General features: G+C 32.5%; 25 protein-coding genes. 9 read left to right on the forward strand and 16 right to left on the reverse strand.

The genetic code is table 11. The features are described 5' to 3' along the window. Positions 1-84 precede the first annotated feature (84 nt). Positions 85-1,119 carry a quinone-dependent dihydroorotate dehydrogenase gene (locus tag ABYI63_RS09495; protein ID WP_372755845.1) on the reverse strand — a complete coding sequence of 345 codons (1,035 nt, stop codon included), beginning with the start codon at positions 1,117-1,119 and terminating at the stop codon, positions 85-87. Between the two features lie 162 nt (positions 1,120-1,281). On the opposite strand from ABYI63_RS09495, the gene pepT reads away from it, so the two are divergent. Continuing rightward, positions 1,282-2,526 (forward strand): peptidase T, encoded by a 1,245-nt coding sequence (pepT, locus tag ABYI63_RS09500; protein WP_372755847.1) that lies wholly within the window; start codon positions 1,282-1,284, stop codon positions 2,524-2,526. 147 nt (positions 2,527-2,673) lie between these two features. Continuing rightward, a complete protein-coding gene (nhaD, locus tag ABYI63_RS09505; RefSeq protein WP_372755850.1) occupies positions 2,674-3,975 on the forward strand; it encodes a sodium:proton antiporter NhaD in 1,302 nt (433 codons plus the stop codon). Between the two features lie 216 nt (positions 3,976-4,191). On the opposite strand, the gene proB is transcribed toward nhaD, so the two are convergent. The 7 genes from proB to nusB all read right to left on the reverse strand — a co-directional run bounded on the left by proB (position 4,192) and on the right by nusB (position 8,710). Further along, the gene (gene proB, locus ABYI63_RS09510; protein ID WP_372755852.1) at positions 4,192-4,962 is read right to left on the reverse strand and encodes a glutamate 5-kinase; all 771 of its coding nucleotides are present in this window, start codon (positions 4,960-4,962) and stop codon (positions 4,192-4,194) included. 3 nt (positions 4,963-4,965) lie between these two features. Further along, positions 4,966-5,772 (reverse strand): pyrroline-5-carboxylate reductase, encoded by an 807-nt coding sequence (gene proC, locus ABYI63_RS09515; protein WP_372755854.1) that lies wholly within the window; start codon positions 5,770-5,772, stop codon positions 4,966-4,968. Positions 5,773-5,803: 31 nt separating this feature from the next. Continuing rightward, positions 5,804-5,995 carry a hypothetical protein gene (locus ABYI63_RS09520; RefSeq protein ID WP_372755856.1) on the reverse strand — a complete coding sequence of 64 codons (192 nt, stop codon included), beginning with the start codon at positions 5,993-5,995 and terminating at the stop codon, positions 5,804-5,806. 34 nt (positions 5,996-6,029) lie between these two features. Further along, positions 6,030-6,470: a GNAT family N-acetyltransferase gene (locus tag ABYI63_RS09525; RefSeq protein ID WP_372755858.1), complete on the reverse strand. Its 441-nt coding sequence runs from the start codon at positions 6,468-6,470 to the stop codon at positions 6,030-6,032. A gap of 379 nt (positions 6,471-6,849) precedes the next feature. Continuing rightward, the gene (yajC, locus tag ABYI63_RS09530) at positions 6,850-7,131 is read right to left on the reverse strand and encodes a preprotein translocase subunit YajC (protein ID WP_372755860.1); all 282 of its coding nucleotides are present in this window, start codon (positions 7,129-7,131) and stop codon (positions 6,850-6,852) included. Positions 7,132-7,154: 23 nt separating this feature from the next. Next, positions 7,155-7,643, reverse strand: a complete 489-nt coding sequence (locus ABYI63_RS09535) for a DUF1573 domain-containing protein (RefSeq protein WP_372755862.1) — start codon at positions 7,641-7,643, stop codon at positions 7,155-7,157. A gap of 122 nt (positions 7,644-7,765) precedes the next feature. Then, the gene (nusB, locus tag ABYI63_RS09540; RefSeq protein WP_372755864.1) at positions 7,766-8,710 is read right to left on the reverse strand and encodes a transcription antitermination factor NusB; all 945 of its coding nucleotides are present in this window, start codon (positions 8,708-8,710) and stop codon (positions 7,766-7,768) included. Between the two features lie 229 nt (positions 8,711-8,939). Between nusB and ABYI63_RS09545 the strand changes: the two genes are divergently transcribed. Together ABYI63_RS09545 and ABYI63_RS09550 are read left to right on the forward strand one after the other, a co-directional pair. Then, positions 8,940-10,703 (forward strand): ABC transporter ATP-binding protein, encoded by a 1,764-nt coding sequence (locus ABYI63_RS09545; protein ID WP_372755866.1) that lies wholly within the window; start codon positions 8,940-8,942, stop codon positions 10,701-10,703. Positions 10,704-10,857: 154 nt separating this feature from the next. Next, positions 10,858-11,244, forward strand: a complete 387-nt coding sequence (locus ABYI63_RS09550; RefSeq protein WP_372755868.1) for a PUR family DNA/RNA-binding protein — start codon at positions 10,858-10,860, stop codon at positions 11,242-11,244. A gap of 54 nt (positions 11,245-11,298) precedes the next feature. Here the strand turns inward: ABYI63_RS09550 and ABYI63_RS09555 are convergent, their stop codons facing one another. Beyond that, positions 11,299-11,634 (reverse strand): tRNA-binding protein, encoded by a 336-nt coding sequence (locus ABYI63_RS09555; protein WP_372755870.1) that lies wholly within the window; start codon positions 11,632-11,634, stop codon positions 11,299-11,301. Between the two features lie 137 nt (positions 11,635-11,771). Here ABYI63_RS09555 and ABYI63_RS09560 point away from each other — a divergent pair, with 137 nt between their 5' ends. After that, a complete protein-coding gene (locus ABYI63_RS09560; protein ID WP_372755872.1) occupies positions 11,772-12,329 on the forward strand; it encodes a thioredoxin family protein in 558 nt (185 codons plus the stop codon). Positions 12,330-12,392: 63 nt separating this feature from the next. On the opposite strand, the gene ABYI63_RS09565 is transcribed toward ABYI63_RS09560, so the two are convergent. From ABYI63_RS09565 to ABYI63_RS09585, 5 genes are all read right to left on the reverse strand, one after another. Beyond that, on the reverse strand, positions 12,393-12,881 hold the full coding sequence (locus tag ABYI63_RS09565) for an N-acetyltransferase family protein (protein ID WP_372755874.1): 489 nt from the start codon (positions 12,879-12,881) through the stop codon (positions 12,393-12,395). A 9-nt stretch (positions 12,882-12,890) separates the two neighbouring features. Next, positions 12,891-13,433 carry a YfiT family bacillithiol transferase gene (locus ABYI63_RS09570; protein WP_372755876.1) on the reverse strand — a complete coding sequence of 181 codons (543 nt, stop codon included), beginning with the start codon at positions 13,431-13,433 and terminating at the stop codon, positions 12,891-12,893. 21 nt (positions 13,434-13,454) lie between these two features. After that, positions 13,455-13,877: a hypothetical protein gene (locus ABYI63_RS09575; RefSeq protein WP_372755878.1), complete on the reverse strand. Its 423-nt coding sequence runs from the start codon at positions 13,875-13,877 to the stop codon at positions 13,455-13,457. Positions 13,878-14,044: 167 nt separating this feature from the next. Further along, a complete protein-coding gene (locus tag ABYI63_RS09580) occupies positions 14,045-14,977 on the reverse strand; it encodes a peptidylprolyl isomerase (protein ID WP_372755880.1) in 933 nt (310 codons plus the stop codon). Between the two features lie 181 nt (positions 14,978-15,158). Then, on the reverse strand, positions 15,159-17,363 hold the full coding sequence (locus ABYI63_RS09585) for a RecQ family ATP-dependent DNA helicase (protein ID WP_372755882.1): 2,205 nt from the start codon (positions 17,361-17,363) through the stop codon (positions 15,159-15,161). A 208-nt stretch (positions 17,364-17,571) separates the two neighbouring features. Here ABYI63_RS09585 and ABYI63_RS09590 point away from each other — a divergent pair, with 208 nt between their 5' ends. The 4 genes from ABYI63_RS09590 to lptB all read left to right on the forward strand — a co-directional run bounded on the left by ABYI63_RS09590 (position 17,572) and on the right by lptB (position 20,513). Continuing rightward, positions 17,572-18,537 (forward strand): SIS domain-containing protein, encoded by a 966-nt coding sequence (locus tag ABYI63_RS09590; RefSeq protein ID WP_372755884.1) that lies wholly within the window; start codon positions 17,572-17,574, stop codon positions 18,535-18,537. Then, positions 18,537-19,361 (forward strand): twin-arginine translocase subunit TatC, encoded by an 825-nt coding sequence (tatC, locus tag ABYI63_RS09595; RefSeq protein WP_372755886.1) that lies wholly within the window; start codon positions 18,537-18,539, stop codon positions 19,359-19,361. Before ABYI63_RS09590 ends, tatC begins: the two co-directional genes overlap by 1 nt. Further along, entirely contained in the window at positions 19,354-19,701 is a 348-nt protein-coding gene (locus tag ABYI63_RS09600) for a carboxymuconolactone decarboxylase family protein (RefSeq protein ID WP_372755888.1), read from the forward strand. The genes tatC and ABYI63_RS09600 overlap by 8 nt, the downstream gene beginning before the upstream one ends. Before the next feature lie 71 nt (positions 19,702-19,772). Beyond that, positions 19,773-20,513, forward strand: coding sequence for an LPS export ABC transporter ATP-binding protein (gene lptB / locus ABYI63_RS09605; protein ID WP_372755890.1), 741 nt, complete (start codon positions 19,773-19,775; stop codon positions 20,511-20,513). A gap of 77 nt (positions 20,514-20,590) precedes the next feature. On the opposite strand, the gene ABYI63_RS09610 is transcribed toward lptB, so the two are convergent. Together ABYI63_RS09610 and ABYI63_RS09615 are read right to left on the reverse strand one after the other, a co-directional pair. After that, positions 20,591-21,466 carry a DUF808 domain-containing protein gene (locus ABYI63_RS09610; RefSeq protein ID WP_372755892.1) on the reverse strand — a complete coding sequence of 292 codons (876 nt, stop codon included), beginning with the start codon at positions 21,464-21,466 and terminating at the stop codon, positions 20,591-20,593. Between the two features lie 5 nt (positions 21,467-21,471). Then, entirely contained in the window at positions 21,472-22,230 is a 759-nt protein-coding gene (locus ABYI63_RS09615; protein ID WP_372755894.1) for a phosphatidylcholine/phosphatidylserine synthase, read from the reverse strand. Positions 22,231-22,330 lie beyond the last annotated feature (100 nt).

Genomic DNA, 22,330 nt, shown 5'->3' on the forward strand with positions numbered 1-22,330 from the left:
CAGCCAAGAAGAATAATACGCTTAAGATAAAAAAGGGCTGTCTATTACTCGATAAAACGGTTCTTCTTTAACCCCATACTGCAGTTATTTTTTTGCTAAAATGGCCTTGTTGATAGATTTTACAAGACTTGGACCTTCATAGATAAAACCAGTGTACACTTGAATTAAATCGGCTCCGGCATTTATTTTTTCTAATGCGTCCTCAGCAGAATGAACACCACCTACTCCAATAATCGGGAATGCTTTATTACTTTTATCTGCTAAATATTTTATAACTCTGGTACTCTTACCTTTTATTGGTTGTCCACTTAATCCTCCATTACCAATAGCTTCTAATAGTGCATCGGACGCTTTTAATCCACTTCTATCAGTTGAAGTGTTACTGGCAATTACTCCATCTAATTTTGTAGTTTCAACAAGCTCAATAATTTCATTTAACTGATCATTATTTAAATCTGGTGCAATCTTTAAAAGAATAGGTTTTGAAACTTCAAACGTTTTATTGGCTTTTTGTACAGCACCAATTAATTCTTCCAAATAATCTTTATCATTCAATTTGGCATGACTACCTACATTCGGGCAGCTTACATTCAGCACGAAATAATCAACATAAGGATGTAATGCAAAAAAACATTCTAAATAATCCTTGGTATAATCTTCTGGTTTCGTATTGGTGTTTTTTCCAATATTTCCTCCAATAATAAGTTTCTTTTTATTGTTTTTCAATTGTAAAATAGCTGCTTCCAAACCCTCATTATTAAAACCCATACGGTTAATAATCCCTTGGTCATCCTTCAAACGAAATAAGCGTTTTTTAGGGTTTCCAACTTGTGCTCTAGGCGTAACAGTACCAATTTCAATAAAACCAAAACCAAAATTTGCCAACTCATTATACAAAACCGCATTTTTATCAAAACCAGCAGCCAATCCCACCGGATTTTTAAAAGTAATACCGAATAATTGGCGTTCTAAACGCTTATCTTCAATTACATACAAACTTCTGAAAACAGCAGGAAATCCTGGTATTTTAGAAGTTATTTTTATTAATGAAAAAGTAAAATGGTGAATTTTTTCTGGGTCGAACAAGAAAAATAACGGGCGAAGTAATAGTTTGTACATCAGTATTATTTCTGCAAAAGTACTTCTAAAATTTGTAAATAAAAAATACAGGAATTCAAAAGACAAAAAAAATAGTAATCACACTTTGATATTTAAAAGGTTATTTGATTAACATAGGTGAACACTAAAATTTCTTACTTTTACACTATAAAATTTATCAAAATGATTTCAAAAGAACATATTATAAAACGCTTTATTAGTTACGTTACTGTTGATACGGAATCCGATCCGACTTCCAATACCACACCAAGCACAGCTAAACAATGGGATTTAGCAAATCGGTTGGTTGAAGAATTAAATACAATTGGGTTAGAAGATGTCTCAATTGATGAAAACGCTTATATCATGGCTACATTGCCTAGTAATGTGCCTTATGAAGTACCTACTATTGGTTTTATCGCTCACTTTGACACTTCACCCGATTTTACTGGTACGAACGTAAAACCTCAAATTATTGAAAAATATAATGGGAAAGACATTATTCTAAATGACATTGAGAATATTGTTTTGTCTCCAGATTATTTTGATGACTTACTTCAGTATAAAGGTCAAACCCTTATTACAACGGATGGTACCACCCTTTTAGGTGCTGATGATAAAGCAGGAATTACAGAAATAGTATCTGCTATGGAATATCTAATAAATCATCCTGAAATAAAACATGGCAAAATTCGTATTGGTTTTACTCCCGATGAAGAAATTGGTAGAGGTGCACACAAATTTGATGTTGAAAAATTTGGTGCCGAATGGGCTTATACCATGGATGGTAGCCAAATAGGCGAATTAGAATTCGAAAACTTTAACGCTGCTAGTGCCGTTGTAAAAGTAAAAGGAAAAATTGTACATCCTGGTTATGCTAAGGGAAAAATGATAAACTCAATGTACATTGCTCAAGAATTTATTAATTCATTACCTCGACTAGAAACACCAGAACACACCGAGGAATACCAAGGTTTTTTTCATTTATCGTCTATTAAAGGTGAAGTTGAAGAAACTATTTTACAATATATTATTCGCGATCATGATTTTGGACATTTTGAAGCCCGTAAAGAAATGATGGAAAAATTAACCAACGAATTAAACGAGCAATATGGCTGGGAAGTTATAAGCGTAGAAATTAAAGACCAATATTATAATATGCGCGAAAAAATAGAACCTGTAATGCATATTGTGGATATTGCTGAAGAAGCCATGAAGCAATTGAATATAACACCGTTAATAAAAGCAATTCGAGGTGGTACAGATGGGTCTCAATTAAGTTATATGGGATTACCTTGCCCCAATATTTTCGCTGGTGGACACAATTTTCATGGTCGGTATGAATATGTACCAGTTGAAAGTATGATAAAAGCAACGGAGGTTATTTGTAAAATTGCTGAAATCACAGCCAAAAACAACTTAAAATAAGGCATTTAAAATATGAAAAATAATTTTTAGGCTCGTTACATTTTCAATTGATATAAATATTACATTAGCTTAACATTTTTACATACACCCCAGTACAACTTCAACAAGTACCAGTGCCTGTAACTGTGATAAGCTAATCTAATTATTATGTATCTTCTACTAGCTATTGCATTTATTATCGGCTACATTTTCATAGCCCTTGAACATCCTTTAAAAATTGACAAAGCTGCTTCAGCCATCTTAACCGGAGTCTTATGTTGGGTTATTTTGGTGCTTGGGGAAAGCACAATTTTTGAAACTCCGAAAGATGCTCATTTTATTGATGAATCTATTTTACACCATCTAGGCGAAATTTCACAAATTTTATTTTTCCTATTGGGTGCTATGACTATTGTAGAATTGATTGATACCCATGGCGGTTTTCACATTATAACCTCCAAAATAAAAACCACCAATCGGGTTAAACTTTTATGGATTATTGGTCTGGTAACATTTGTATTATCATCCGTTTTAGATAACCTTACCACAACAATCGTAATGGCTGCCTTACTTAAAAAACTAATGAAAGACCAGGAAGATATCTGGTTTTTTGGTGGCATTGTTGTAATCGCTGCAAATGCCGGTGGGGCTTGGTCTCCCATTGGTGATGTCACCACCATCATGTTATGGATTGGCGGGCAAATAACCGCTGTAAACATTATAAAAGAAGTACTAATACCTAGTATCGTTTGTTTATCGGTACCACTTTTAGCTTTATCCTTTTTGAAAAAAGGAAATATTATTCAAAATACTAATACTACAACTGCCGGGGCAGAGCACCAACCCACTGCAAGTTCTTTTGAAGCCTCTTTAATACTTTGGTTGGGTGTTGCTGGTTTATTATTTGTTCCAGTTTTTAAAACCATTACTCATCTACCTCCATTTATGGGTATACTATTCAGTTTAGGAATATTATGGGTTGTAACCGAAGTAATTCACAAAAACAAACCAGTAGCACAGCGCCAAAGCCTTTCGGTGGCAAGTGTTATTAGAAAGGTTGACACTCCGAGTGTTCTTTTCTTTTTAGGAATCCTTTTGGCAGTAGCAAGTTTACAAACTGGAGGTCATTTAATTCAAGTTGCAACTTGGTTAAACGACACCTTTGGCAATATTTACATAATTAATATTATTATAGGATTAATTTCATCCATTGTGGATAACGTGCCACTAGTTGCAGGCGCTATGGGTATGTATCCTCTGTCTTTATATCCACAAGATCATGAATTTTGGGAACTATTGGCCTATTGTGCCGGTACAGGTGGTAGCTCATTAATTATTGGCTCTGCAGCTGGTGTTGCCATTATGGGGATTTTAAAAATAGACTTTATTTGGTACCTAAAAAAAATTAGTTGGCTCGCTATTCTTGGATATTTATCAGGTGTTATAACATATTATATTATGAATTTATAAGTAGCTTAAATTCTAATATCTTTAACCAATGAATATATTTAGAATAATTTAAATTTTTGGGGTTTAATTTTGTATTGCCTTTTTAATTTTTTTAGGAGCCTCAACAAGTTGCTCTTTTGGTTTTAATTGGAGAACGTTTTTCAATAAAAAAACACATTAACTACAAAACAAAAAGCTTCCAAATTGGAAGCTTTTTGTTGTTATAACACATAGATTTTACAAAGATACTTTGGTTCCTACTGGTTTACCATCAATAATATCAATAATAACATTTTTACTATTCCCATTTACAATATAGGTTGGAATATTATTAGCAGCTGCTTGCTGTGCATAGTCTAATTTAGACCCCATGCCGCCTCTACCTTCAGCTTCTCCTTTGTTACTATCCTTTATATATTTATCTAAATTCTCTTTAGGGTTTACATGCTGGATTAAATTACTATTCGCGGCCTCAGGATGCCCTGTGTAAAGACCATCAATATCCGTTAAAATAATAAGTTTATCGGCATTAATTAGTTGTGCAATTAAACTTGCTAACTCATCATTATCAGAAAACATAGACATTGTTACCGAAACTGCATCATCTTCATTTGCAATTGGAATGACACCTTCATCTAATAAACCTTCACAGCAATTAATCATGTTTTGACGGTGAACACCTGGACTAAAATCTCGTTTTGTAGGAAGTACCTGAGCACATTTCATGCCATATTCATGAAAAATATCATAATAAAGGCGCATCATCCTTGGTTGTCCTATAGCTGAATATACCTGACGACGTTGTGTTTTGTCTTTAATTTTAGACTTACCCAATACTTCTTTACCCGCAATCACAGAACCTGAAGATACGAGTATACAAATGATATCGCGTTCATAAAGTTCAGCAATTTGTTTAACCAATTTCCTTAAAACGGGTCTAACAATTCTATTGTCTCTGTTGGTCATTACATTGGTACCAACCTTAATAACTACTCTTTCTTTATACATTTTTTAGTATTCTTTTCCTAGTTCTACGGCACGATTAAATGCAGCAAATGCAGCCTCTTTTATTAATTCTCCAACATTGTTATCTTGCATAGAATCCAATGCAGCCCGTGTAGTACCTCCTTTTGAAGCCACTTTATCCATCCAAGAGTTTGGTGATAAATTGGATTGATTAAACAACTCTACAGCTCCTGTGAATGTTTGACTTACCAAGACAGTAGAATCGTTTTTTGAAAAGCCCATTTGTAAAGCAGCATCCATCATGCTTTGCATGAAATAAAAGACATAAGCGGGCCCACTTCCTGATATACCTGTAGAGGCATCAATAAAGTTTTCGTTGGATACACGCATGGATTTACCCGTGGTATTTAGCAAGCTTTCTATGGTTAGCATCTCAATTCTTGACACCTCAGGGGACGTAACGTATGAAGTTAATCCTTTACCTATCTGTGCCGGTAAATTTGGCATTGCTCTTACAATTTTGTTTAATCCTGTTAGTTCTTTTATAGAAGGTATGGATACCCCTGCCATTATAGATACTAATATTTGCTGTGGTTGCACAAGGGTTCTTATTGCTTTAAATACACCTTCAGCATGATATGGTTTAACCGCCACAAATATGATGTCTGCTTGTGGTACACAATCTTGCAAATCACTAAAAGCATCGAAGTGCTCTAACTGATTTAATTCCTCAAGCTTCTCTTCAGATTTATCTAAAACCATAATGTTTCGTTTATTCAACAATTTTGATTTAGACATGCCTTCTGCATAGGTTAACCCCATATTGCCAGCTCCTATTACTAGTACTTTCATTTATTTTAATTTAGTTTTTATATATGTGACATTAAACGAATAGCATACAATCATTACAATCTTTCACCTCACCATAATAGGTTTCTCTATACTTATGAAGTGTTTTAATAGGTAAACCAAACAAATACTTTTTAATATATGTTACTTTAGTTGTTAGTTCCCCCATTTTTATGCTATGTCGCTTTTCGTATTTTGTTTCTCTTTTTATATGTATAATTCTCATGTGTGTTTTGTTTTTTTACTTAATATTAATCTAATTAATCTCTAATCAATCGCATTTCTATATTTCGAGGTTTAAACCCCTGTTTTTCAAATAATGCAATTGCAGGATTATCTTTATTTACATGTATTGAAATGTCGCCATCACAATACATTTTTGTGTGCTTAATTAAGGCTTTTCCAATCCCGTTTTCCCTAAATTCATTCTTAACAGCGATGTAAACCAAAATATTTTCCGGTATATACTCATTCATGCCTGTTCTATTTACTACTAAAGCACCTACAATTTTATTCTCATGTTCCATAACAAAAACGTATCCGCCCAATCCTGGGATTTCTTTTGCGGCATATAACAGCGATTTTCTTATGGCACTTTTTGTATCTCTAGTCTCGCCAGAATATTTATATAAAAAATTAGTAATTCGGTTAATATCCATAATGGATAGCCTTGAAAAAGCATCGAAGGTTTTAATTGTCATTAAATTCGTATTTTTTTAATCGCTTTACTTAAAGCAATCTAAAAATTTTAAAAAAAAGAAAAGGGAAAATTAACGCTTTAGTTAACGTTAACTTAAAATAATTTAAGAGGGCATTGTTTTAAAAAATCCTCTTGTCAAGCTGTTAATGGAGGGATAAATTTATTGGATTGATTCCTGAAAACTAAAAAGTTAAAATTGAATATTCTGCAGTTTCTTTGTTCATGGAATCTTTTAATCATGCTGCAAAAGTACGAAAATTGAGAACCAATAGCAAATTTGGTTTGTTAAGTTAATGATAAGTATCGCATTTTCAGACTTTTATTAAATAAAAAAGCTTCCTAAACTAGGAAGCTTTTGTAATATAAAAACAAAAATTTTATTATTCTTGTGAACCTGCTTTTACGCTTAATTCCATAGAAATAGCTGAACGCTCAAACTTTACTTTTCCAGACATGGTTTCAATAATACATGTTTGGTCTTTATCGTTTAGTTCTAAAATTTTACCGTGCAATCCACTTTTGGTAATTACTTTATCGCCTTTTTTTAATTCTGCATTAAATTTTTTCTCTTTCTTAGCACGTTTCATTTGTGGTGCAATCATAAAGAAATACACAACCACAAACATTAGTATAAACGGTAAAAATTGACCGATTCCTTCCATTGTTGTTTAGTTATTAAAGTTATTTAGTTAACTGCGTTTGCAGCTGGATTCATATTTGTAGCAGCATTAGGATCTTTTACAAATGCTGTTATTTTTACAACCTCCGAGCCCGATTCTGTATTAGCAGACACGGTGATGGTTTTTGTTATTTTGTTTGGTCCTGCACCATTATAGTTAACAGTAAATTTACCTGTTTCTCCTGGAGCTAAAGGTTCTTTACTCCAATCTTGTGGCACAGTACAACCGCATGAACTTTTAATATTGGTAATTACTAATGGCGCATTTCCAGTATTTTTGTAGGTAAAAGTAGTTTCTACTGCTGTTCCTTTTGTAATCTCACCAAAATCGTGCTCTGTTTTATTAAACTCAATTTTCGGAAACTTTGTAGCATTTGCATCTCTTTCAGCTGCAGCTGTTACATTGGCCTCTTCTATTTTATCGCTTGCATTTTTTTTACAAGAAGTAAAAGCCACTAAGGCAACTGTGCTTAAAACCAATAGTATTTTTTTCATTTGTTTGTTTATTTTTGTTTGTAAAAATGGAATATCTTAATAATAAGTTATTCTTCCTTATGGCCGTAAAAATAGGAATTATTTAATCTTCCTAAAACTTTTTGTAGCTTCTTAACACAATTTTACATCAAACCTCGACCCACTTTTTTTAGTGTGCCTCCATCTTCATATTCTTTAACCAATTTATCCAAAATTCCGTTTATAAAAATGCTGCTTTTTGGGGTTGAGTATTCTTTAGCTATCTCTAAATACTCGTTTAAAGTAACCTTTACTGGAATTGAAGAAAAGCTTTTCAATTCACAAATTGCCATTTGAAGCAACACATAATCTACATTCGCAATACGATCGGAATCCCAGTTTTGGGTTTTTTGCTCTATTTCTTTGTTTAAAGCTGTTCTGTTTAATAGTGTTTTTCTAAACAAATCGATAGCATATTGCTTATCATCTAAATCTTTATACAATTTAGGAGTAAAAAAACCTTCTGGAGATGATGGTTTTGCTTTTCTAAGCAGTTTTAAAATGGTAGTGTTTACGGCTGGCAAATCATCTAACCAAGTTAAATTTTTATCCTCTAAATAATCGTATAATTTTTCGTTTGGAGCTATTATATCTTTAAAAACATCAACAATAAAATCTTTGTCCTCCTTGAAATCAGAAACACGTGTTTTCATGTATTCTTTGTACATATCACTAGATGTGATTGCTTTAAAAATAACATCAACATACTCGTTATCCAATTCCCAATTGGTAATTCCACTTATTTCTAGTTGATTTTTTAATTGAAAATTTTCCGATAAAAGTTTAAGCAATTCGTTATTTACGAACTTACGATTTGGATCTTTATCTTCTTTGGTAGCTAAATGCTTTTTTTGCTTTTTTTGGATATCGTCCTCAGCTCTTTTTTGAACTTCTATTAATAACGATAATAGCAACAAGTACAGGTTGTACATATTGTCTATACTAAACAGTAAAAATTTCTGGTCTTTACTAAAATCATCACTTTCACTCCCTTTAAACGCATACAAGGTTTGCATTACTTTTACACGAATATGTCTTCTGTTTAGCATAATTACAATGAACTTAAATTTATAAAGTCGAAATTTTTTTTGGTTTCGCGCTGCAAAAATAATACTATTTCTAAAAAATGGCACCCTCTTTTTGGTTTTTATTATTCACTAGATACTTTATACTATTTTTAACAATTACAAAACAGCAATTAAAAACATAAAATGATTTTAATACTTTATATTTGCTAACTCAATTTACTACTCAAATTTCTATACTGAAACACTTTAAATGAAGGAATTACAGCACTTAAATAAATACTTTTTAAAATACAAAAAACAACTTTTAATAGGTACTGCAATTACGATAATAGCTCGCATATTTTTGTTATTTACCCCACGATATGTACGAGAAATTTTTGTAGTTATTGAAAATTACATGAAAGGAGGCGTTTCTGAACAGGCCGTAAAAGCGCAGTTAACGGAAGTAATCATCTATATTATTGGTGCTGCAATTATTGCCGCTATATTCACTTTTTTTATGCGTCAATACATAATAAATGTTTCGCGATATGTAGAATTTGATTTGAAGAACGAAATTTACAATCAATACCAAAAACTATCATTAAACTTTTATAAGAAAAACCGAACCGGCGATTTAATGAATCGTATTAGTGAAGATGTTGGAAATGTGCGCATGTATGCAGGTCCTGCTATAATGTATAGTATAAATACCATTACGCTTTTCATAATTGCGCTTATATATATGTTTAATGAAGCTCCAAAATTAGCTCTTTATACTGTTTTACCTTTGCCTATCTTATCTATTGTTATTTATAAATTAAGTAGAGAAATACACACTAGAAGTACCATAGTTCAGCAATTTTTATCAAAACTTTCAACCTATACACAAGAATCATTTAGTGGTATTTCTGTAATTAAGGCCTATGGAATTGAGCCACAAACTTCGGTTAATTTTGAATCATTAGCAGCTGAAAGTAAAGAAAAACAAATTAATTTGGCTAAAGTGCAAGCCTGGTTTTTCCCCATGATGATTTTACTAATTGGAGCCAGTAACTTACTTGTTATTTATATTGGTGGTATGCAGTATATAAATGGTGAAATTGAAAGTTTAGGTACAATTGCTGAATTTATTATTTACGTTAACATGCTTACATGGCCAGTAGCAACCGTGGGTTGGGTTACTTCTATTGTGCAACAAGCCGAAGCTTCTCAAAAACGTATTAACGAGTTTTTAAAGTTAGAACCGGAAATACAAAATAACGTACAAACTCATACTGAAGTTAAAGGTAATATTTCTTTTAAAAATGTCTCCTTTACCTATGATGACACAAATATACAAGCACTGAACAACGTCAGTTTTAGCATAAAAGCAGGTGAGACATTAGCTATTTTGGGAAAAACAGGATCTGGAAAATCGACTATTTTAGATTTAATAGGAAGGCTCTATGATATCGACAAAGGCACTATTACTATAAATAATCTACCTATAAAAGAGCATAACTTAACCGATTTAAGAAACAGTATTGGTTATGTTCCTCAGGATGCCTTTTTATTTTCCGACACAATAAAAAACAATATAAAATTTGGGAAAGAAGATGCAACCGACGAAGATGTTGTGGAAGCGGCCAAAAATGCCCAGGTTCATAAAAATATCATCAAGTTTAATAAAGGCTATGATACTGTTTTAGGTGAACGTGGAATCACCCTGTCGGGTGGACAGAAGCAACGTGTTTCCATAGCTCGTGCCATTATCAAATCTCCTGAAATTTTATTATTTGATGATTGTCTCTCTGCAGTTGATACCGAAACTGAGGAAAAGATATTAAAAAATTTATCCAAAATAACGCAAGGAAAAACAGCTATAATTGTAAGTCATCGTGTGTCTTCAGCTAAAAATGCCGATAAAATCATCGTTATGGATAACGGAAGCATTGTACAAGAAGGAACTCACGAATCCTTAATAAATAAGGAAGGTTATTACCAGCATTTATACCTAAAACAACTAAGTGAAACCGTTGATAAAAAGGATTAAACTTTTGTTTTTTAGATAGATAGCATAAAACTAATATTCCATTAATTGCAACGATTGTTGCTATTTGAAAAAGAAATAGCACAAAATGTTGGTTAGTAACTGATTTTTTTAGATTTTTGATATAAATTGACAACTTAATAAATTTCTATTTAATATGAATAACAATGACATGATGGAGAAAGAGGAGATTTTTTCTAAAGTATTAAGAGCAGGAAGACGTACATATTTTTTTGATGTTAGATCTACAAAAGCGGATGATTATTACCTAACAATTACAGAAAGTAAAAAATTCACAAATGACGATGGTTCGTTTCATTATAAAAAACATAAAATTTATATCTATAAAGAAGATTTTAGTGAGTTTAAAGAAATTTTAACTGAAATGACGGATTATATCATTGATGAAAAAGGCGATGAAGTAATTAGTGAGCGTCATCAAAAAGATTTCAAAAAGGATTACGAAATTGAAAATTCACCAGTTGAAACCAATTCTAACAAATCTTTAGAAAGTTTTACAGATATTGAATTTGATGATATTTAATATAAAATAACCTCAATACATATAGAAACCGTTACTTTTTAGTAACGGTTTTTTTTAGCTTACAACACTGCCATTTTTCACTTTAGTTTCTGGATTTAAAAGAATTACATCCTTTCCATTTACAGCACCCATAACCAAGCATTCACTCATAAATTTGGCAATTTGCTTTTTAGGAAAGTTTACGTTAGCAATTATTTGCCTGTTTAGTAATTCTTCCTTTGTATAACGTGTGGTAATTTGAGCAGACGATTTTTTAATCCCCAAATCTCCAAAATCAATAGTTAACTGGTAGGCTGGATTTCTTGCTTCAGGAAAATCGTTTACTTCTAAAATAGTTCCTACGCGCAAGTCTATTTTACAAAAATCCGCAAAAGTTATTATGTCCTTCATATGTATTAAATTATGCTATTAAAAATCCAATGCTATTCCTTACAGAAAGCTTTAATAAATGGTTAAAATTGTTAAATCATACAAATTTGATTTTTCAAAAATATAAATTATACCGAACTTTGAGAAAACATTATAACATGGCAGATACAGCTTCAAATATGTTGCCTTTAGGCACAAAAGCTCCCTTTTTCGATTTACCAGACACCATTAGTGATTCCTGTGTTAGTTTAGAAAGCATAAAAGGAACTAGTGGAACTGTGATTATGTTTATATGTAACCATTGTCCGTTTGTGATTCATTTAAATTCAGAAATCGTTTCCATTGCTAACCAATATTTAAAGAAAGGGATTGGTTTTGTTGCCATTTCTAGTAATGACGCTAATAAATTTCCGCAAGATGGGCCAGATAAAATGAAACTTCATGCCATAAATGAGGAATATCCTTTTCCCTATTTATATGATGAAAGTCAGGCAACCGCAAAAGCATATAACGCCGCTTGTACGCCTGATTTTTATGTATTCGACAAAGATTTAAAACTAAGTTACCGAGGCCAATTAGATGATTCCAGACCCAGAAATAGCCTACCTATTACGGGCCGGGATTTACGCCACGCCCTGGATTGTTTAATTGAAAATAAAGAAAATAATTCCATACAAAAACCAAGTATTGGCTGTAGTATTAAGTGGAAACAATAAAATTAGATTTTTTATACCTTTTAGATTCTTAGAAAGTTTAACAATTTTTGGTTTGTAGAACCTCTATTTGTTAAAGGTTAATTGCCAAAAACCTACATCCAGCCACTTATCAAACTTTAAACCGACTTCTTTAAAGTGCGCCACTTGTTTGAAGCCGAATTTCTCATGAAGCTTAACACTAGCATCATTTGGCAAAGTAAGTCCACCCACAACCACATGATAATTTTGAATTTTTAATTGATTTAGAAGATCTGTATAAAGCTTAGAGCCTATTTGCTTCCCTTGCGCTTCATGATGTAAATACACGGTACTTTCAACTGAATATTTGTAAGCTGGCTTTTCTCGCCATTTGTTGGCGTAGGCATATCCCAGAATTTTTCCTTCTTCTTCAAAAACTATGAAAGGGAATGTTTTATAAATCGAGTCTATCTTTTCTTTAAAAGCTTCAACCGAAAATGGTACATCATCAAAAGTAACAATTGTATTTAAAACATAGTGGTTATAAATAGAAACCAATTGTTCAGCATCCTCAATGGTAACAGGTCTAATCATAACAAAACATTACCAATTATTACGTTTTATTAACTCCTCTATATGTGAGTAATGATGGTTACTATGCCACGCATACATACCTACATTATAATTCAGAAAAATTTCCTTTTGAGTTTCGGGATGAATAAAACTTCTACTATAATCCTCGGCTTGCAATCCTTTTAACAAATACACTAATTTAGCATGAACTGCTTTTAAATGTTGTATGGACATTTCAATTGGTGCAGATTTTGAATCAAATAAATTAGCCCATTTATCTTCAAAATATGCTTTTATAACAGGTTTATCTTCTGTTAGCGCCCATTTAAAACGTGCATAGCTGTGATGATGGCTATCTGCTAAATGATGAATAACCTGCCTAACCGTCCATCCATCTGGCCTATAAACAGTGTTCAATTGATTTTCAGATAAATGAATAACTAAATTTTCTAATCGATTAGGAAAATGTTCCAAAATGGATAACCAACCTTCAATATGATGGGGGAAAATAGTACTTGGACATTCAAATTGCCCAATAGGATATTTTAGTTTTTGTAATTCTGAATCTGTCATATCAACAAATATAGAACATTACTATGTAATTCCAAGCAGTCCAATTTTTATTGAATTTACAGCCGTATTAAGATCATTAAATCGCTTAATATTTTTATTGAAAAACAAGCTTTCGATATATGAATTAAGGGTTCTATGTTTCATTTCGGAAACTATAAAATAGCCTTTAAGTTGGTAGCTGCATTTAAAAAACTGTAACCAGTCGTATGGAATTACCGAATAAGAATGAATCCGGTGAGAGATATAAATTAAATCACTTCCATCGGTACCTAAAAAACAAGATACATCTTCAGTAATTACTTTAGCATGATTTTCCCAATTTAATGTTATACCTCTATTAATTTCAGAGATTACAAAACCGTGAAAAATAAATACATTTCCAAAAGAATAATTTAATTCTTTTAAAACCTCGCTGTATAAATTAGTTTCTTTTACGCTTACCACGGTGCGAAATTATATTGATAATACTTACTGATAAAAAATAATCGATTAAATATTATAATACATAGATATAACAAATTTGTTTACTTGAATACAGCTGTTTCTTACCATAAAAACTAAAAAAGCACCTTTAAAATAGGTGCTTTTTACTAATATTTTATGAAACCTGATTATTTAACTTTCATCAACTCTACATCAAAAATCAAAGTTGCATTTGGAGGAATAACACCACCAGCACCACGACTGCCATATCCTAAATGACTAGGAATTACAAAACGTGCTTTATCTCCAACATTTAATAAAAGTATGCCTTCGTCCCAACCAGAAATAACCTGACCAACACCTACCGGAAATTCAATTGGTTGGTTGCGTTTGTATGAAGAATCGAAAACAGTTCCATCTGCTAATTGTCCTTTGTAGTGTACGGATACATTTTTACCTTTTTCCGCTTTCGCACCAGTTCCTTTTTGAATAATTTGGTAACGTAAACCACTTTCAGTTTTATTAAAGCCTGTAGCTAATTTATCTAATTCATCTTCTGCAGCTTTTTTAGCTTCAGCAATTCTTTTTTCTCTTGAACCTTCAAAAGTTCTGAAAGCTTCAACTGCATTATAAGCTTCTGCTTCTGCACCAACTCTAACTATTTCTAAAGTTTCAATTTTATCACCTTGAGCAACCGCATCAACTACATCTTGACCTTCAACCACCTTACCAAATACAGTATGATTATTATCTAACCAAGGAGTCGCCACATGTGTAATAAAAAACTGACTTCCGTTAGTGCCTGGTCCTGCATTCGCCATAGATAAAATACCCGGAGCATCATGTTTTAATTCTGGATGAAACTCATCATCAAATTTGTAACCAGCATCTCCGGTTCCTGTACCTAGAGGACAGCCACCTTGAATCATAAAATCTGGAATAACTCTATGGAATTTTAAACCATCGTAGTAAGGTGTTCCCTGTGGTTTTACTTTGTTTTCTAAGTTTCCTTCAGCTAAAGCTACGAAGTTACCAACTGTACCTGGTGTTTTTTTAAATTCTAAAGCAACCAGTATTTCTCCTTTAGTTGTATTAAATTTTGCGTATAATCCGTCTTGCATTGTTCTATTTTTTAAGAAAGTGCAAATATATGAAATGATTAACGATTGTTAATTAATGAATTGCGTTTTTTGAATGATTATTAAACTTTGATGGTTTAAAGTTACTAAGCTACAAAGTTGCTGAGAAGCATAGTTCATGCATTAACCAACTTTGACACTTTGATACTTTGATGCTTTAAAACTAATTCGCTACTTCACTGATAAACTTAATGCGGTACAAACGTAGTTCCTCGTCATCATAATCACCATCAAATTCTTTTATAGCGGCATCTATACTATCCGTTTTGGACTCCATAAAATAATCATGCAATTCTTCTTGTTGGTCTTCATCTAAAATGTCATCAATCCAATAATTGATATTCAATTTAGTACCAGAATACACTATGGCTTCCATTTCCTTTATGAACTCTTCCATAGCCATTCCTTTAGACGATGCAATATCATCAAGTGGTAGTTTTCTATCTATGTTTTGGATAATATATAGTTTATTTGCTGAATTGGTTCCAGTAGATTTAACAACCAAGTCATCTGGACGAATGATATCATGTTCTTCAACATATTTTTCTATAAGTTCGATGAAATCTTTACCATATTTTTTGGCTTTACCATCGGCAACTCCATGTACATTAGCAAGTTCTGCCATTGTAATCGGATATTTCAAGGCCATATCTTCAAGCGAAGGATCCTGAAAAATAACAAATGGTGGTACACCTAATTTTTTTGCATTCTTTTTACGTAAATCTTTAAGCAGATTCATTAAAAGTTCATCGGCCACAGCCCCTTCGCCTTTTGCAGCTGTTACAATACTTCCATCCTCTTGCTCACCATCAAATATATGATCTTCGGTCATCATAAAAGACACCGGATTTTTTATAAACTCCCTGCCAGATGCTTCTAATTTTATAACACCATATGTTTCAATGTCCTTTCTTAAAAAGCCAGACACCAAAACTTGCCTTAATAAGGCCATCCAATATTTTTTATCCTTATCTTTTCCTTTCCCAAAAAAAGCTTGTTCATTAGTTTTATGCGAGTTAATTAAGGCATTTTCTTTGCCCGTAATAACATTAACTAAATCTTTAGACTTATACTTTTCGTTGGTGTTATTAATTGTTTCCAAGAGCAATTTGACATCGTCTTGTGCCTCGTGCTTCTTTTTTGGATGCCTAACATTATCATCCATATCACCACCTTCACCAGTTTCATTATCAAACTCTTCACCGAAATAATGTAGAATAAATTTTCGTCTAGAAATGGAGGTTTCCGCGAAAGCGACAACTTCCTGTAATAAGGCCTGGCCAATTTCTTGTTCCGCAACTGGTTTTCCGGACATGAACTTTTCTAATTTTTCAATGTCTTTATACGAATAATATGCCAAACAATGACCTTCGCCCCCATCGCGCCCCGCTCTACCAGTTTCTTGGTAATAACTTTCTATACTTTTAGGAATATCATGATGAATTACAAAGCGTACATCCGGCTTGTCTATACCCATACCAAAGGCAATAGTAGCCACAACCACATCTACATCTTCCATAAGAAACTGATCTTGATAGCTGGAACGTGATTTAGCATCTAAACCAGCATGATACGGTACTGCCTTAATACCATTAACTTGTAAAACCTGTGCTAGCTCTTCAACACGCTTTCTACTCAAACAATAAACGATACCGGATTTGCCTGGGTGCTGTTTTATAAAACGAATAATATCGGCATCAACAGTCTTTGTTTTAGGACGCACTTCGTAATATAGATTAGGTCTATTAAATGATGCTTTAAAAGTTTTAGCACCACTGATACCCAAATTTTTAATAATATCTTCTTGTACTTTTGGGGTTGCTGTAGCCGTTAATCCAATAATAGGAATATTATCACCAATACGACCAATAATATGCTTTAGGTTGCGATATTCTGGTCTGAAATCGTGCCCCCACTCACTAATACAATGCGCTTCATCAATCGCCATAAAAGAAACTTTTACCGAACGCAAAAACTCAACGTTTTCCTCCTTTGTTAGCGATTCTGGCGCTACATACAGCAATTTAGTTACACCGTTTACAATGTCCTCTTTAACACGTTTTATTTCCGTCTTATTTAAAGAAGAATTTAATACATGAGCAACACCTTCTTCATTTGAAACACCTCTAATCGCGTCTACTTGATTTTTCATTAAAGCAATTAAAGGAGATACTACAATAGCCGTTCCCTCTTGCATGAGAGCTGGTAACTGATAACACAGTGATTTACCACCACCCGTTGGCATGATTACGAACGTATTATTTCCCGACAAAATACTGTCTACCACATCTTCTTGAAGTCCTTTGAATTTACCAAATCCAAAATATTTTTTTAATGCAGAATGCAAGTCACTTTTTGTTATTGACATGAATGATTTTAAAATTTATTTTACTTGTTAAAAAAACACATTAAATGTTCAAAAATTGTATTGACTATTTAATAATGTATTAAGAAATCCCTCGTGTTTTTTCGTTAGTTTTGTAACCGAAATCGAAATTACAACAAAATTTTTGATTTTGATTTATATTTAAAGATAACAAAATCTTTAAAAGCATCAACTAAAAAAATAATAAATTTTGAATAGTAAAAGTTCAATTATTAAAATCGCAAAGCAAACTATTGAAACTGAAAGCAAAGCCATATTAAATTTATCTAATTTAGTAAATGATGATTTTGCAAGTGCGGTAGAACTTATTTATAAATCGAAAGGACGCGTTATTATTACAGGAATTGGAAAAAGTGCCATTATAGCCAGTAAAATAGTAGCCACTTTAAATTCCACCGGAACACCTTCCATTTTCATGCATGCCGCTGATGCAATTCATGGTGATTTAGGTCTAATTTTAGAAGATGATGTAGTTATATGCATTTCTAAAAGCGGTAATACTCCTGAAATTAAAGTACTCGTTCCGCTAATAAAAAGGTCTAAAAACAAAATGATTGCTATTACAGGAAATACCGAATCATTTTTAGGGCAGCATGCAGATTTTATTTTAAATGCTTTTGTTGAAAAAGAAGCCTGCCCAAATAACTTGGCCCCTACTACTAGCACCACGGCACAGTTAGTTGTTGGTGATGCCTTGGCTGTTTGCCTTTTAAACTTACGTGGTTTTTCTAGCAATGATTTTGCAAAATACCATCCCGGAGGTGCATTGGGTAAAAAATTATACTTACGCGTTGAAGACATTTCTTCTGTAAACCAAAAACCACAAGTGTTGGCTTCAACCAATATTAAAGATATAATTATAGAAATTTCAGAAAAAATGCTTGGGGTTACAGCTGTAGTTGAAGACGGAAAAATTATTGGAATTATAACGGATGGTGATTTACGTAGAATGCTTTCTAAAGTAGATGATTTCTCAAAACTTACAGCAAAAGATATTATGGGATATAACCCTAAACGAATTAATTCAGAAGCCATGGCAATTGATGCCTTGGAACTTATGGAAGCCAATGGTATTTCACAACTATTGGTTGAAGAAAACGGGAATTATGCAGGTGTTGTTCACCTACACGATTTAATAAAAGAAGGCATTATATAATGGCAAAGAAAAATATAAATGAGATGTCTTTTTTAGACCATCTAGAAGATTTACGTTGGCACCTAATAAAAATAACGTTAGCAATTGTAATTGTTGCTACGCTAGCATTTGTTTTTAGCAGATTCATTTTTGAAGACATTATATTTGCCCCATTGGATATGAGCTTTCCAACTTACAAATATTTATGCGATGTTGCTACTTATTTGAGCGTGGACACCAGTTTTTGTAGCGACAAAATTCCTCTTATTTTACAAAATAGAACCATGGCTGGACAATTTTCAGCAGATATTTGGACTGCTATTTTAGCTGGTTTCGTCATTTCATTTCCCTATGTTGTATATCAATTATGGAAATTTGTTAGCCCGGGTTTACATTCCAACGAACGTAAACATTCCAGAGGTTTTATAGTTATTTCATCACTATTATTCTTCATGGGTGCCTTGTTTGGCTATTACGTAATTACACCACTATCAATAAACTTTTTAGCCAATTACAGTATTTCTTCACGTGTAGATAATCAAATTGATATAAGTTCATTCATTGGTTTAGTAAGATCTTCTGTTTTGGCATCAGGTATCGTTTTCGAATTACCGATAATCATTTATTTTTTAACAAAAATCGGTATTGTAACCCCAGAATTTTTAAAAAAATACCGCAAATATTCCCTAGTGGTAGTTCTAATACTTTCGGCAATTATAACACCTCCAGATATTGCGAGTCAGGTAATTGTAGCAATTCCTATTTTAGTATTATATGAAGTAAGTATTATAATTTCAAAAGTGGTAGTAAGAAATCAAAAACGAAAAGAAAAAAAGCATGTCTGATATAGTTACAGAATTTAACGATTACCGTTCTAAAATGAACGAAAAAATTTTAGCCGACAACAATAAGGTTATAAAACGTATTTTTAATTTAGACACGAATGCGTATGCTGAAGGTGCTTTGGATGTAAAAACCAAAGAACTTTTGGGTCTTGTTGCTTCAGCCGTTTTAAGATGTGATGATTGCGTAAAATATCATCTTGAAACCAGCTACAAAATAGGCTTAACTAAAGATGAAGTGGTAGAAGCTTTAAGTATTGCCACACTAGTTGGCGGTACCATTGTTATCCCACATCTACGTCGTGCTTACGAATTTTGGGACGCATTAGAACAACACAGTTAATTTAATTAAAATCCATTGGCTACGATAGTGTATATGTTTTTACTATTTTTAGCGTTTAGTTACTAAAAAATATGATTTTACGAGCTCAAAATTTAATGAAGTCCTATGGTGGACGCAAAGTAGTAAAAGATGTGTCTTTACAAGTTGAACAAGGAGAAATTGTTGGACTTTTAGGACCAAATGGTGCTGGAAAAACCACTTCGTTCTACATGACTGTAGGTTTGATAAAACCCAATAGTGGTCATATTTTTTTAGATAATACCGATATCACCCAATACCCTATGTACAAACGTGCGCAAAATGGCATTGGTTATTTAGCACAGGAAGCGTCTGTTTTTAGAAAACTAAGTATTGAAGATAATATTTTAAGTGTGTTACAGCTTACCAAACTAAGCCAAAAGGAACAACACTTAAAAATGGAATCGCTTATTGAAGAATTCGGTTTAGGCCATATTCGTAAAAGTAGAGGTGATTTATTATCTGGTGGTGAACGTAGACGTACTGAGATTGCACGTGCGTTGGCTACCGACCCAAAATTTATTTTGTTAGATGAACCATTTGCTGGAGTTGACCCCGTAGCTGTGGAAGATATTCAACGTATTGTAGCACAATTAACTAAAAAAAATATTGGTATTTTAATAACCGACCATAACGTACAAGAAACGCTTGCTATTACCGATAGAACCTACTTAATGTTTGAAGGCAGTATTCTTAAAGCCGGAGAACCAGAAGAATTAGCAAATGATGAAATGGTGCGTAAAGTGTATCTAGGTCAGAATTTCGAATTACGTAAGAAGAAAATTAGAGATTAAAGTACTCGATTTAAACTCTTATCTTTTATTGAATCTTTTTGTCATTCTAATTGAAGATAGAATGACAAAAAGATTCATTATTTTTTTACCACCTTTAAAACATTACTTGCAAGCTTAATTGCCAAAACTGCCACTGTACCGACTAGCAAACCAACGATAAAATCTTTTATAAATGATGGTACTGCTTCCATAAAATGATGAAAATAATCAATATTATGTGTAAATATGCCGCCAGCCACTAACAACAAGGCAATTGTACCAATAACCGATAAACTTTTAATAACCCAAGGTAAGGCATTAACTAAAAAGCGCCCCATGCCTTTAATGAAACCATCATTACCATTGCTTCTTTTTATAAGTCTATATCCTAAATCATCCATACGCACTATCAATGCAACAATGCCATAAACACCTACTGTGGCTATAATAGCTACAATAGAAACGACTAAAACCTGAAAAATAAGTGGCTGTCCCAACACCGTTCCTAAAGCGATAATAACAATCTCTACCGACAAAATAAAGTCAGTTAGAATAGCCGACTTTATCTTTTTCTTTTCAACTTCTACAACCTCTTTTGCCGATAAGGTTTCACCAGAAATTTTAGTAACCTCATGTTTATGCGGCATTACATATTCTATTACCTTTTCTACGCCTTCATAAGCCAAATAAACACCTCCTAAAACTAAAATGAGGGTTACAGCCCAAGGTAAAAACGAACTTAATAGAAATGCAATAGGTAAAATAATGAGTTTATTCAAAAAAGACCCTTTTGTAATAGCCCATAATACAGGTAATTCTCTTGATGAAACAAAACCAGTAGCTTTTTCGGCATTTACAGCTAAGTCATCTCCTAAAATACCTGCCGTTTTTTTAGTAGTAATTTTACTCATTACTACCACGTCATCCATAAGCGCAGCAATATCATCTAATAGGGCAAAAAATCCTGAAGCCATAAAATCTAGTTATTTTTTAATTTCGAAGTTAGATTATCTAAAACAGACATACCTATATAAACAACAATAATTAATGGGATAGCAGCAAATTGCAATACAATTAAAAATAAAACACATAGGAATAAGAAAACATATCGTGTAGCATTCGCCTTAAAACCCCAATTTTTAAATTTTAAAGCGAATAATTTAATGTTTGAATTTAGTAAGTAACAGCTTAAAAAAGTTAAGGCTATTAAAAACCATTTATTAACTATTATCGAATTTATTAAATCGTTATTTTGAAACTCAATTATTAAAGGCAGTGATATAATAAGTAAGGTGTTTGCTGGTGTAGGTAACCCTTTAAAGTAAGTTTGTTGGTCTTCGTCAATATTAAATTTTGCTAATCTATAAGCTGAAGCTAATGTTACACACAAACCTAATAAGGGTAAAAATGCTAATTTAAAACCAATCCAACTGGAGTTTGAGGCTGTCCATTCATTAGACATTTCAGGAAAATCAATTGTTAAATAAAGTAGTTTATACATGATAATTCCTGGAACTACTCCACTAGTTACCATATCTGCAAGAGAATCTAACTGCACACCTAAATCACTTTGTACATTTAACTTTCTGGCTGCAAAACCATCAAAAAAATCGAAAAATATCCCGAGAAAAACAAATAATGCCGCAGCAACAAATTGATTATTAACTGCAAAAATAACTGCAATTGTTCCGCAGAAAAGATTCAAAAGTGTTAAGGCATTCGGGATATACTGCTTCATGTTGTCTTGTTTAATGATGTAAAAATAGCAAAGAATTTTCGTCTAAAGCAATATCTATAATAATTTCAAGTTTATAGGTTTATAAATTATGTGCATCTTT

The sequence above is a fragment of the Mariniflexile sp. genome, assembly GCF_041583155.1.
Taxonomy (GTDB): domain Bacteria; phylum Bacteroidota; class Bacteroidia; order Flavobacteriales; family Flavobacteriaceae; genus Mariniflexile.